This window comes from Zhongshania sp., from assembly GCF_029212375.1.
Lineage (GTDB): Bacteria > Pseudomonadota > Gammaproteobacteria > Pseudomonadales > Spongiibacteraceae > Spongiibacter.
The window spans coordinates 358,616-371,311 of sequence record NZ_JARGNU010000002.1 but is presented as its reverse complement, the minus strand read 5'-3'; the positions used below and the strand labels follow the sequence as shown (position 1 = coordinate 371,311).

The 12,696-nt window shown below is 52.6% G+C and carries 10 protein-coding genes; 6 read left to right on the top strand and 4 right to left on the bottom strand.

Annotated features, from left to right (window positions below):
• Positions 1 to 2: 2 nt before the first annotated feature.
• The 4 genes from P1U47_RS03700 to P1U47_RS03685 all read right to left on the bottom strand — a co-directional run bounded on the left by P1U47_RS03700 (position 3) and on the right by P1U47_RS03685 (position 5,274).
• Entirely contained in the window at positions 3 to 1,436 is a 1,434-nt protein-coding gene (locus P1U47_RS03700) for a GntR family transcriptional regulator (protein WP_301027224.1), read from the bottom strand.
• 144 nt (positions 1,437 to 1,580) lie between these two features.
• Positions 1,581 to 2,291, bottom strand: a complete 711-nt coding sequence (locus P1U47_RS03695) for a TetR/AcrR family transcriptional regulator (protein ID WP_301027223.1) — start codon at positions 2,289 to 2,291, stop codon at positions 1,581 to 1,583.
• 27 nt (positions 2,292 to 2,318) lie between these two features.
• Positions 2,319 to 4,082, bottom strand: coding sequence for a cytochrome P450 (locus P1U47_RS03690; protein WP_301027222.1), 1,764 nt, complete (start codon positions 4,080 to 4,082; stop codon positions 2,319 to 2,321).
• Positions 4,083 to 4,449: 367 nt separating this feature from the next.
• Entirely contained in the window at positions 4,450 to 5,274 is an 825-nt protein-coding gene (locus P1U47_RS03685; protein WP_301027221.1) for a GntR family transcriptional regulator, read from the bottom strand.
• 270 nt (positions 5,275 to 5,544) lie between these two features.
• Between P1U47_RS03685 and P1U47_RS03680 the strand changes: the two genes are divergently transcribed.
• Genes P1U47_RS03680 through P1U47_RS03655 form a run of 6 tightly spaced genes read left to right on the top strand, consistent with a single transcriptional unit; the run spans position 5,545 to position 12,633 of the window.
• Positions 5,545 to 7,068 (top strand): class I adenylate-forming enzyme family protein, encoded by a 1,524-nt coding sequence (locus P1U47_RS03680; RefSeq protein ID WP_301027220.1) that lies wholly within the window; start codon positions 5,545 to 5,547, stop codon positions 7,066 to 7,068.
• Positions 7,069 to 7,072: 4 nt separating this feature from the next.
• Positions 7,073 to 7,918, top strand: coding sequence for an enoyl-CoA hydratase (locus tag P1U47_RS03675; protein WP_301027219.1), 846 nt, complete (start codon positions 7,073 to 7,075; stop codon positions 7,916 to 7,918).
• A gap of 48 nt (positions 7,919 to 7,966) precedes the next feature.
• Positions 7,967 to 9,262: a MaoC family dehydratase N-terminal domain-containing protein gene (locus tag P1U47_RS03670; RefSeq protein ID WP_301027218.1), complete on the top strand. Its 1,296-nt coding sequence runs from the start codon at positions 7,967 to 7,969 to the stop codon at positions 9,260 to 9,262.
• A gap of 51 nt (positions 9,263 to 9,313) precedes the next feature.
• Positions 9,314 to 10,525 (top strand): acyl-CoA dehydrogenase family protein, encoded by a 1,212-nt coding sequence (locus P1U47_RS03665; RefSeq protein ID WP_301027217.1) that lies wholly within the window; start codon positions 9,314 to 9,316, stop codon positions 10,523 to 10,525.
• Between the two features lie 5 nt (positions 10,526 to 10,530).
• Positions 10,531 to 11,604: an acyl-CoA dehydrogenase family protein gene (locus P1U47_RS03660; protein WP_301027216.1), complete on the top strand. Its 1,074-nt coding sequence runs from the start codon at positions 10,531 to 10,533 to the stop codon at positions 11,602 to 11,604.
• 60 nt (positions 11,605 to 11,664) lie between these two features.
• Complete coding sequence (locus P1U47_RS03655) at positions 11,665 to 12,633, top strand: nitronate monooxygenase (protein ID WP_301027215.1); 969 nt, start codon at positions 11,665 to 11,667, stop codon at positions 12,631 to 12,633.
• Positions 12,634 to 12,696: the final 63 nt, after the last annotated feature.

Sequence of the window (12,696 nt, the reverse complement as noted above, 5' to 3'; positions counted from 1 at the left end):
AGCTACACACCCGCTATATATTTTTCAATTATGTTGTGGTGTTGCAAGACCCTGCGCCGCGCTAGCGAGGGGTCGCGGTGTAGCACCGCGTCGACGATAGCAGACTGGCTCGCCGTAATTGGCTCAGCATATTTTGCTAACTTGGCCAAGGCCTGCTTACCCTGCTCGGTGAGATAAATACTGTCTAGCAAAGCATCGTAATAGAAGTTAAGTATGGCATTGCCACCCAGATGGTTAATCGCTTTTTGGGTAGCCATCGCCGCACTGGTAAAACTCGCCTCGCCAACTAACGCCTGCTGGGTTTCAATCAAAACTGACAAAGACTTAGCGTCATCTTCAGTCAGCATTTCTGCAGCGAGGGGTATAGCTGCAAGCTCAACCGCAGCGCGCACTGCGGCAATATCGGCATAGGGCGCTGCGGTCGCATTCAAGTAATACACCACCGCCGATATCGCATTATCAGGCTTTGGCTGTCCTACTCTAAGGCCTCCATCGCGCCCCTTTTGCATATAAACCAAACCCACTGTTTCCAACACCCGACACGCTTCGCGAAAGGTACTTCGGCTCACCGCATAGCGGTTCATGAGCTCAGTTTCTGTTCCCAGGCGCTCGCCATTTTCACAGCCAGTATCACGGATATCGCGATGTATCCGGTAAATCAAGCCTTCTGCCAGCTTACTATGGCTGTCATCAAACCAATCCGGATAGGCCGACACACTGTGCAACGTTGCTATTTGACTGGCCACCGATTCAGCCGTGAAATCCAAAAACCCTTGGAGGTGCGTACTCGCTATTGCGCTATTACCCGCAATAATTTCATTCAGCAATAAACTGAGTTTCGACCACGCCAAGGCACTATTAAGGGCAAATTCCTCGTCACTCAGCTTTTCAAAATTAACCAAATCAACAGTGACAAAAATTAAAGGCATCAAACATAAGGTAACAACGTCGTTATCGGTAATATCCATTAACTGGCGATAAAAACGAAACAATAAAACAACAAATTGCTCTCGCGGCATTCCCTGCTGGTATTGGCCCTGCAAAATCCGCAATTTAACAATGTCGCGGTTGTCCAATTTCTGCAGCGCCACCCGCACTAAATCTTGTTCGAGCACCGCTCGCACCTTTAGCAGATCACTAAAATCGGCTTGGGAAAAATCAAAATAATCTCGGAGCAAATTCACCACCAGCGACTGCTTGGGCGCCTGCACGTATATTCCGCCATTAATCCCGCGCTGCGATCGCGTAATACCGAGCCACTCTAATTGGCGCAGGGCTTCGCGAAAGGTATCTCTACTAACCGAATATCGGGCGCGAAGGTCGGCCTCGCGGCCAAGAAGCTGATCGGCCGAGAGCCCGCCAGCAACAATGTCTCGCGTAATTTGCTTGGCGAGACTATGCGCCAATTTCATATCATTTGGTGACTGGAATCCCATAAGCAGAAATGATTATCCTTTGTGCTAAAAAGCTGACTGCAAAACTTACAAACCGTAGTACTAGACAAAGGGATTCTATGTCGAGCGAGCAAACTGGACAAGCCATTAGCCACTCAACAGCAAGGACCTACATCAAGGTATATTTTATTTATTCAATAGACTGTGACTAATCAAGGCCACGGCCTGCTGTATTTCACTAAGCCGCTTTTCCATATTATCTAAACGTTGTTCGGCAGGCTGTTTGGCAGTAATAACACCAAGGTCATTATCGAGATTGTCTTTCAAAAGCACCGGCAATAAAAATTGCCGAACTCGCCGCCGCAGGCGATGCTCGGTCCAGTCGCCTTCAGAAACCAATAACAAAAACTCGCGCATCAACCACTCGGCGACTTCCTCGTTGTCGAGACCATCACGAAGCTCGCCAGACTCCCGCGCCGCCTCCAGCGATGGGATCAAAATAACCAACACCAACTCGCGGTAAACAGGCCGAATAAGGCGCAAATTCTGAGGATCATTGCCATGGGCAAAAATAGCCGCGAGCGCCTCATACTGATTAATATTCAACACCGCCTGCACGGTGTTAATTTCCATCTGCTCAGCAAAACTCTCAGCGCCCGCCGACAGACGTATTGCATCTTCAACAAAAGGCCGCGCCTGCTCAGAAATCAAGGCGGCAATAATGGCGTCGCGACTACCGAAGCGCCGATACAGTGTGGCCCGCGACATCTCGGCCTCGGCGGCAATATCGTCCATCGCCACCTTGTACACACCGAGGCGAGCCACCGCCCGCGCCGCCGCGCTCAAGACCTTATCCAGCCCCTCGTCGCTGCGCGGGATTGCTCCAACTACCTTCATTACCGCCCCTTGTTTTTCCTTAATCGCTCAACGAACTTCGTAAACATCATAAATAAGTTTACTCATGCCTTCCGCATGACCACGCCCCACCGCCTGCACCTTGTTTAGCCACATATAGCGTGGATCTGCCGTTTCAAACTTTGGCGTAATAATAATCGGCGCCGTACCGCCTTTTGAATAATCCGAGCGCCCTTCGTAGCTAATAAAAATGGTCGCGCCGTCATGGGTCTCAATTGTCGCCCGCACATCAATCATCAGCGTGCCGTCGGCACTCACCGTCGCCCAATCCCCTGCCGGGCATGGCGCGCCAAGCGCTTTAATTCGCGCGCCATCCCAGCTCGCCTTAGTAACATCAACCATCAAGCGAGTACCCCGCGGCCCTTCAGGAATAATGATCGGTACACCAAGCTCCAACACCACCTTGGCAAGATGCACCAGCTCAATCCCGTGCCCCTCACTGGCCTGCAATACCACTTCTGGCTCGGCGGCATTGGCGCCCTGTTTCAAGGCCGCCTCGTAACCGGAGGCATACATTGTGACATGAGATGCATCTGCCGTGGGCTCGGCTTTACTGAATTTTACCGGCATACGCTTGATACCGTTGGTGAAATTACTGCGCAGACGATCAACCTTGCCACCCAACTGTACATCTGGCAGACGGGTCACCAGCTGCTGCAACATGGCGCGCAATTCGGTGCGGGCCAAATTCGCGCCCAAGCAGCGATGAATAGCCCCGGTCGCGCCAAAGGATAAATGTTTATTGGCATTTTTGCGGAAGATATTAAAGGTATTTGGATCGTCAAATACCGCCTCGTCGCGATTGCCCGAGACATACCACATCAAGACTTTTTCACCAGCCTGAATCAACTGGCCATTAACCACATGATCCCGAGCCGCACGCCGTGCAAAACACATCGCTGGGGTGGTCAAGCGCAGCATTTCTTCTACCGCATTATTCATCAGCGAGGGATCTTCCCGCAGTTGCGCCGCCACTTCAGGATGCTCAATGAGCAGTAGCGCACCCTGCAGAAATTGGGTGCGCGTCGTCTCGTTACCCGCAGTGGCCAGTACGATAAACGTCGCACCGAGGTCGATGTCACTAAGCTGCTCGCCATCTTCCTCTGCAGCAGAAAGCATACTAAATACATCGTCGCTAGGATTAGCCCGACGGGCCATGCCCAAACGGCGAGCATAGGAAAACATCTGAAACGCGCCCATCATATTGCGTTGAGGATCAGACAGCTCTGGGTCGCTGCTGCCAAACATGGCATTGGCCCAATCAAACAATTTTTGTCGGTCGTGGGCGGGCACACCAAGAATTTCCGCAACCACTTCAATCGGCGTATAAGCTGCCATGTCGTGGAGATCACACACACCCTTGTCGATAATCGCGTTCATCGCATCTACCGCACAGGTTTGTATCGTCTCCTCAAGCTTTTTAATCGCCTTTGGTGTAAAGGCTTTCATTATCGCCTGACGCAAAAAGGTGTGGCGCGGTGGATCACTCATAATAATCGAGTGATCAATGGTATTTTCTAAGGTCGACTGCGGCACTGGCATCGGACTGATATCGCAGCGGCTGGTAAAAACCTCAACGTTCTTTTCAATTTCTTCAATGTCTGCATAGCGAGTGATATTCCAAAAGCCGCCGTTCTCCTCATCTGGCTGCGGCTGCCACGTAATCGGCGCCTCCTTGCGCAGCAGCGCAAAGTATTCGTGGGGAACAGCCTTTTCAAAAATTTCAGGATTAGCTAGGTCGACGTCACCAACCTTCAGGGTATTACTACTCATGGCAGAGCCTCTCACATATCAAAATGAAACATTTAAGTATTTAGTCTCACATATTGATACATAATACTTAATTGTTGTAAAGATGCAGATGATTAAGCGCACTCGAATCACGGGGCTTAAAATGATGTTAAGACAAGGTTTAGGCGGCGACAGCCAGTATCGACAGGTGCAGCGGCGCCAGATAAAACGTTTTAATGCCTGCTTTTGCGGTGTTAGCCAAGGCTTTCGGGGGAGCTGTGCTTTGGGGTTGCTACAGAGGGGTTGCTACAGGAGGATTGCTTTGAGAGCTAAGCGTAGAGCTTAAGATTAGGGGCTTAAGATTAGGGGCTTAGCACAAGCCCCTAATCGATCAATTAAAGACCGTTAACTAGCTATTGCGGCTGAGCACTTCCAGTATGGTGGTGTCTTCGTAGCCAGAGATCCACATTTGGTAGGCCGCTTCATTGTGGCGACGCCAATGCGCCACCGCCTTGTCGGCATCGCCCGCTTCAATCAAATCAATCAGCTTCGCCTGTGAACGCAGGCCCGCAGCTAGGGTCTTCTGCCCTGTTTCTTTGTTACGCCACTTTGCTTCAGCCACGATGGCCTGATGCGCAGAGATAATCGAGGAAATAGCGCTGTAAAGTAGCCCCAGCGGACGGTTGCCAGCCAGATCAACCAAGGTACTGTGAAAATCTGCCAAGGCCCGCGAGAATGCCTGAGGGTCTTTCAGCAGCGCAGCTTCTTCTGCAGCCAAACACTCGCGCAATTTGGGCGGCGCCGCTTCCTGCGCATTATTCACCACCAGACGCACCAAGGCGGGCTCAGAAGCATTGCGCGCTAAATAAACTTCAGAGACGGTCACCCCCTGTGACTGCAAGACCATAAGGGTGTTTTCAGCAATCAAATCGGGGCTGGGCGCATGCACTACCGCGCCACCTTTGGCGCCTCGGGTAACCGATACCAGCTGCTGCGCTTCAAGGATGCGATACGCTTCGCGAATAGTCGGACGCGAAACATCAAACTGTTCCATAAGATTGGCTTCAGCGGGCAGCTGATCCCCGTCCCTAAGCTTGCCCCGTATAATCTGGTCGCGAATACTACCGGCCAGCAACTCAGATGCCTTCGGCACTTTGAAGCGCTTGGCACCGCGACTATTCTTACCCTTGCCCGGCTCACCGGTGCGACTGGTCACATCTGCAATTTCAATCATGTCTGCACTTCTTCCTATGACCCCTACTCAACAAGAGCGGGGCGCAACTACTAGTGACGGTATTTAATCATATATATCATTTTATTTCTGTAGGCAAACCAACGCATTTTAAAAGTAGCTCTAAGCTAGACCAAAACGCCTCTTGTTAATCATGTATACGATTGCTATGATTGATACAATTAAGGCAGCTTACGCGCCCCCAATATAATTTTAATGCCGCCAGCCAAACGCCGTGGGCAATCTACAGTCATCACAACAGGATTCAAGCTCATGCAACCGAGCCTTATAGATCGCATCAATCAAGTATTAGCGCTATCTCCTAGCAGCGAGGCTTTAGAATTTCAGGGACAATGGTTCAGCTGGCAGGACATTAGAGATGCCATGTCCAGTCTAGAAGAATGCCTAGAAAAAGCGGGTTTAAGTGAAGGTGATGTTGTCGGTGTGCTTTTACGTAATCGCCCAGCTCATGTCGCAACCCTAATGCAAGTGCTGGCCTCACGACGTTGTATTGCCACGATCAACCCTTTTCAAAGCCCAGAAAAAGTCGCTCAAGATATTCGCCAATTAAATCTCAAAGTCGTGGTTTGTGATCGCGACGACTTAGTGCACACGGAATTACACGCCGCCGCCAACGACAGCGGTTCGCTGCTTTTAGAGATGCATACCGACCAGCACCTCAATATCACAGCTATTAATGCCGACCGTGCGCCAACAGCAAAAGATTACCACCCAGCGCTGCCAAACACCGCCATCCTCATGCTCACCAGCGGCACAACGGGACCGGCTAAACGGATCGAACTGCCCTATTCGAGCTTTACACTCTCGCTAATGGGCACGCCAGGGCACTACAGCAGTCATGCCGAGATTGAAGAAATTCGCCTAAAGAGCACGCCAGCAGTACTGACCACGCCACTGGTTCATATAGGCGGCATGTTCGCGGCCATGGCGGCAGTGATCCAAGCTCGCCCTATTGTGATTCTTGAAAAATTCAGCGTCGCCGAGATCCGCCGAGCGCTCGTCACTTACCAGCCAAAATTAATTTCGCTGCCACCAACCGCTCTGCGTATGATCCTCGATGCCGACGTGCCCGCGTCAGAATTACGTTGCCTACTCGCCATCCGCACTGGCAGTGCGCCACTACCACCGTCGCTTCAAGATGAGTTTGAAGATAAATACCGTGTTGCCTTACTCGACTCCTATGGCGCCACCGAGTTCGCTGGCGCGGTTGCTGGCTGGACCATTGGCGACCATAAAAAATTCGCCAAGCAAAAGCGCGGCTCTGTAGGCCTAGCGCAACCCGGTACAAAAATTCGCGTGGTGAACGCCGAAACCGGCGAAGTACTGCCCGCCAATACCGTCGGTGTACTGGAAGTGGTGTCTACCCAAATTGGCAGTAAAGAGTGGACGCGCACCACTGACCTCGCCGAAATTGACGACGACGGTTTTCTTTATATTCGCGGTCGCGCCGACGACGCGATTATTCGCGGTGGCTTCAAAATTCTGCCCGACGATGTCGTAAAAGTATTGCGCAGCCACAGCAAAATCAAATACGCCTGTGTAGTAGGTATACCCGATGAACGCCTTGGGCAAATCCCCGTTGCCGCCATTCAGCTGCATCACGGCGTCACCGAGATAGATTTGAACGAGGTCAAAACCTTCCTAAAATCCAAGCTAACCTCGTATCAAGTACCAAGCGATATTAAAGTGGTAGAGGACATGCCCCGCACGCCCTCGATGAAAATTTCAAAACACGCCGTTAAAAACCTCTTCCTCGACGACGCAACAAGGGATTAAAACTGTGGCAGAGCAACTGGTATTACAACAACTCGAAGATGGGATTTTAACGCTGACCTTAAACCGGCCAGATAAAGCCAATGCCCTAAACCCGCCAATGATGCGCCAGCTCACCACTGCGATGAGCGAAGCTGCCAGTAATGAGCGTGCGCGGGTTGTTATTGTCACCGGCGCCGGCAAAGCCTTTTGCGCGGGCGGTGATATTGGCGGCAAGCCAGAAAAGAAAAAAGACTTAAGCCCAGAAGAAGCAGCAGCGGCGGCTGAGCGCCGCGCCAATCGTCCAGCAGACACTTTAGTTAATCGCATCAAGTGGCTGCGCGACAATATGGAAACTAGCCGTATTTTATACGAGATGCCCAAGCCGACCATTGCCATGGTCAATGGTGCCAGCGCCAGTGTTGGCCTTGCCCTTGCCGGTGCCTGCGATTTTCGGGTCGCCTCATCCAAAGCGGTGTTTGTGACCTCGTTTATCAAAGCCGGTTTGTCTGGCGATTACGGCGCCAGCTACTTTTTAACTCGCCTACTCGGCAGCGCCAAAGCCCGCGAACTCATGTATTTATCTGAAAAAGTCAGCGCCGACGAAGCCCTGCGTATCGGCATGGTGACGAAGGTATCTGCACCAGAAGAGCTCTACGCCGACACCATGGCGCTGGCCAACAAACTGGCCGCCGCACCACCGATCACCCTGCAATTAATGAAACAGAATATGAACGCGGCAGTGAGTGCCAGCTTAGGTGAACAGCTCGATCAGGAGGCCACCAATATGGTGTTGTCGTCGCTGACCGAGGATCACCGCGAAGCGATCAAAGCCTTTATCGAAAAACGCGAGCCGGTCTTTACTGGTAAATAAGCCGTAAACACTCGCAAGTAAGCACGGAATTTAAAAGAGGAATAAAAGATGTCTGAGAAAAAGACCGAAAACAAAATTAGCGACGAGTTTGAAAAAGCCACCAACTACGAACTCACCGACCACGATATTGAGCGCGCTCGCCTATTAATCGGCATTGATTTGGCCTGCCGTGACAAAGAGCAAATCACCAAAATCACCGAAGACAATATCCGCACCTACGCGCAGGGCTGCGGCAGCGACAACCCCCTGTTCGTCGACGAAGACTACGCCGAAGGCACCCGCTGGGGTGGCGTATTTGCGCCGCCAATTATGTCGGGCTTTGTCAACAAGCCGATGCTCGGCGACCCGATTCCTAAAGAGATCAAAGACCAAACCAAAAGCGTATTCCGTGGCATTCACGCCTTTATCTCTGGTGGCGAGTGGAAGTTTTACAAGCCTATGTATCCCGGCGACACCATTTACAGTTTCTCCGGTGAAACTGATCTAGAAGTCACTCCGTCTGAATTTGCGGGCCGTAAAGTCACTCGCTTAAACCGCTCGGTAAAAATGAACCAGCGCGGCGAAGTCGTGGCCGAATACACCTACCGCCTAATCTTGACCGAGCGCAAAAAAGCCCGGGAAAAAGGCAAGAACCTCAGCATTGAACCAGCCAGCTACAACGACGACGATTTAGTTCGCATTGACGAGCTGTACGCCAACGACAATCCCCGCGGCGGCGACAAACTCTTTTTTGAAGACGTCGCCGTAGGCGGCGCCCTCACCGATTCCGTGCGCGGCCCACTCACCGTCACCGACGTAGTGAACTTCCACGCCGCCGGTTATGGCTGGGTACCCTATGGTCTTCGCACTGGTCGGATGTGGCACAAAAACCGCCAGCGCATTGCACCGTTCTACGTAAAAAACGACATGGGCGTGCCCGATGTGGCCCAGCGTCTGCACTGGGACAGTAGCTGGGCACAAGCCATCGGCAACCCCCGCGCCTACGACTACGGCGTAATGCGTGAGCACTATCTTTACCACTATTTAGCAGAGTGGGCTGGCGACGACGGCTGGGTAGTGAGCATGTACGACGAGATTCGCAAATTTAACTACATGGGCGACGTCCAGTTTGTTAAAGGCGAAATCATCGGCAAGCGCGTTGAAAACGGCCAGTGTTTGGTCGACATCAGCGTGAGCATGATTAACCAGCGCGACGAAGAAACCGTGCGTTGCACTGCCACCGTTGCCCTGCCCAGCAAGGAACACGGTATTGTCATGCTGCCCGAAGCCGCGCCTGAGACCAAGCGTCGCGCTGTAGAAATGCTGGCCCGCCACCGTGAATTGATGGCGGCTAAAAAGGCCTAAGGGTCTTATTCCAAGTACTTATTGGTCCCAAGCAATTATTGGAGAGATGAAGTGGATCTCAGTTACAACGCGGAGTACGAAGCTTTTCGCCAAACGGTGATCAGCTTTTTAAAAGCCCATTGGCCCGTGCCAGACAGCGCTGGCGAAGGTGCTGCTGATTGGCCTCGGCCTAAAAAAGAGGCTTGGTTTCGCAAACAGGCTATTGAAGCGGGCTTTTTGTATCGCGGTGTGCCCAAGGAATTTGGCGGCGCCGAGCAGGAAGCCGACATTTTAAAAGCCACCATAATCCGCGATGAATTTTCAAAACGCCGCGCCCCCATGGAAGCCCCCGGCATCGGCAATATGATGTTGGTACCTACCTTATTGGAGTGCGGCACCCAAGCGCAAAAAGAGCGTTTTGTGGCCAAAACCCTGACTGGTGAATACCACTGGGCGCAGGGCTATTCAGAACCCAATGCCGGTTCCGACCTCGCCTCCCTGCGCACCCGCGCTGAACTTGTCGAGGGCGAAAACGGTTTGGAATGGTCTATCACTGGCCAAAAAATCTGGAGCACTTTAGCCCAATACGCCCAGTATATGTTCGTTCTCGCCCGCACCGAACCAGACGCGGGTAAACACGCGGGCATCTCCTATTTGCTGATCGACCTCAAAGCACCGGGCGTAACCATTCGCCCAATTAAGCAGGTCACCGGCGGCAAGGAGTTTTGCGAGGTGTTTTTTGACGACGCCCGCACCCCCGCCGACTGGATTGTTGGCGAGCGCGGCCAAGGCTGGACAGTATCGAAAGCCACCCTCGCCCACGAGCGCAGCTCTATTGGCGGCGCGCAAACCTCGGTCGGTTTGTTTGAAAAATTATTAAGCCTCGCCAAAGGCGTTAATTACCAAGGCGTACCGGCCATTGAGCACCCAGTGATTCGCGACCGCTTAGTGACCTTAGAAGGCTATGTGCAGTCGCATTTGTATTCTAGCTATCGCCAACTGTCGATGGCAGCGGCTAAGCAAAACCCCGGCCGCATCACCTTAATGAACAAGCTGATTAATACCAATATTGGTCATATGGTCGCCGACCTCGCCAAAGACCTCATTGGCGATGCCGCCCTTACCATGCCGCCAATCAAAGGCCGTGCAGAGGGCCATGAAAAATGGCTAAACCAATTCTTTGGTTCCCTCGGCGTTGCCATTGCCGGAGGCACCTCAAATATTCAGCGCAATATCATCGCCGAGCGGGGCTTTGATCTGCCCCGTGACGATGCTCAGGAGTAGCGCGCATGGAATTTTTACTGTCAGCAGAACAACTTGAAATTCAGGACACGGTAAAACGTTTCCTCGCCAAAAATTGCGAGTCGACCAAGCTGCAACGCTATATCGACGAGCCGCAAAATCTGCCCACCGATATTTGGCAGGGTTTGATCGACATGGGTGTGCCCGCCCTGATCGTGCCTGAAGAATTTGGCGGCCTTGGCATGGAATTACTGAACTTAGCCATTATTGCCGAGACCCTTGGCTACGCCGCCGCCCCCGGCCCACTGCTGGGTCACAGCTTGTGCACTCAAGCCCTGATACTCGCAGGTAGCCAGCAGCAGAAAGAGAAATGGCTCCCGCTACTGGCCAGTGGCGAAGCCCTCGGTAGCTTCGCCAGTGCTGAAACGGGTCAGTGGTTTGGCGCTGAATTAGCCCTAACAGGCAACAGCCTTAACGGCAGCAAGCAGCACGTACCATATGCTGAACACGCTGATCTCATCGTCATTGCACTAGCCGACAATCAGTTTGCGCTGGTCGAAAAATCCGCAAGCGGTTTAAGCATCAGCCCAGAAGACGTCACCGACCGCAGCCGTCCGCTGGCGAGCCTGAACTTTGCAAACTGCGCCGTGGAATTACTGCCCAATAGCAGCACCGAGGCCGCCGAGAAAGTGCTAAACACCGCACTGATTCTGCTCGCCGCAGACAGCTTTGGCGGCGCCAGTCGCGCAATCGACATGGCGGTAGACTATGCTAAAACTCGGGAGCAATTTGGCCAAATCATCGGCAAATTCCAAGCCCTGAAACATCAGCTCGCCAATATGGCCGTAGACGTTGAGCCCATGCGCGGTCTTTACTGGCATGCGGCCTACGCCTTTGACCGCGAGCCAGAGGCGTCATCACGGCAAGCGGCGCTGGCCAAGGCCCACCTCTGCGAGCGCTATTTACACGTCGCCCGCGAGGCCGTGCAGGCCCACGGCGGCATTGGCTATACATGGGAATGCGATATTCAAGTCTTTTTAAAACGAGCACTGTTTAACAATGCGTATATGGGCGCTCCCGCCCTACACCGCAAACGCGCTGCCGATTTGGCCGCGTGGTAAACACCAACAAATAAGATCGCCTGGAATTAAATTTCCCGATATAAAAAGCGGAGCACAAAAATGAAAACACGCGTTACAGAATTACTTGGCACCCAATACCCGATTATCCAAGGTGGTATGCAGTGGGTCGGCCTCGCCGAACTCGCCTCAGCGGTATCCAATGCGGGTGGCCTCGGTATGCTAACGGGTTTAACTCAGCCAACACCGGCTGATTTAGAAAAAGAAATCGCCCGCTGCCGCACCATGACCGACAAGCCCTTTGGTGTGAACATGACGGTATTCCCCACCATCAAGCCGCCGCCGTACGAAGAATACATCGACGTTATTATTAACAGCGGTATTAAAATAGTCGAAACCGCCGGCCCCGGCGCCGTTGAGTATATGCCCAAGCTGAAAGCCGCCGGCATTAAAATCATTCACAAATGCGTCGCCGTGCGTCATGCCCTAACGGCGCAAAATTTAGGCGTAGACGCCATCAGCATCGACGGCTTTGAATGCGCAGGTCACCCCGGCGAAGAAGACATTCCAGGCATGGTGCTAATTCCCCTCGCCGCGCGCGCATTAACTATTCCCGTTATTGCATCCGGCGGTATTGGCTGTGGTCGCGGCATGGCCGGTGCCTTAGCACTGGGCGCCGAAGGCATCAATATGGGCACACGTTTTTGCGCCACCCAAGAAGCGCCTATTCACGCCAATATCAAACAAGCCTTGGTGGATGCCAAAGAGCAAGACACCAAATTGATCTTCCGTACATTGCGCAACACCGCCAGAGTTTTGAAGAACGATATTTCTACCGCGGTTGTTGAGATTGAAGGCCGCGATGGCAAAACCGACTTTAAAGACCTGCAGCCACTGGTAGCCGGTGCACGGGGCCGTGCGGCACTCGCCGCGGGCAATGTTAACGACGGCATTGTTACTGCGGGCATGGTCGTGGGTTTGATAAACGATATTCCTACTTGCGCCGAATTAATCGAAAGCATCGTTGCTGAATGCAAAGCCGAATTAGGCCGTGCAAATAGCTATTTATAAGTGAAATAACACCAAGCAACGCCACTTACGGGTGGCGCTGAATGATAAATTGAGAGCCTATTC

Coding starts and splice junctions, on each gene's coding strand:
- P1U47_RS03670 (WP_301027218.1), top strand. CDS start 7,967: ATGTCTGAGAAAAAGACCGAAAACAAAATTAGCGACGAGTTTGAAAAA.
- P1U47_RS03695 (WP_301027223.1), bottom strand. CDS start 2,291: ATGAAGGTAGTTGGAGCAATCCCGCGCAGCGACGAGGGGCTGGATAAG.
- P1U47_RS03680 (WP_301027220.1), top strand. CDS start 5,545: ATGCAACCGAGCCTTATAGATCGCATCAATCAAGTATTAGCGCTATCT.
- P1U47_RS03655 (WP_301027215.1), top strand. CDS start 11,665: ATGAAAACACGCGTTACAGAATTACTTGGCACCCAATACCCGATTATC.
- P1U47_RS03690 (WP_301027222.1), bottom strand. CDS start 4,082: ATGAGTAGTAATACCCTGAAGGTTGGTGACGTCGACCTAGCTAATCCT.
- P1U47_RS03660 (WP_301027216.1), top strand. CDS start 10,531: ATGGAATTTTTACTGTCAGCAGAACAACTTGAAATTCAGGACACGGTA.
- P1U47_RS03700 (WP_301027224.1), bottom strand. CDS start 1,436: ATGGGATTCCAGTCACCAAATGATATGAAATTGGCGCATAGTCTCGCC.
- P1U47_RS03685 (WP_301027221.1), bottom strand. CDS start 5,274: ATGATTGAAATTGCAGATGTGACCAGTCGCACCGGTGAGCCGGGCAAG.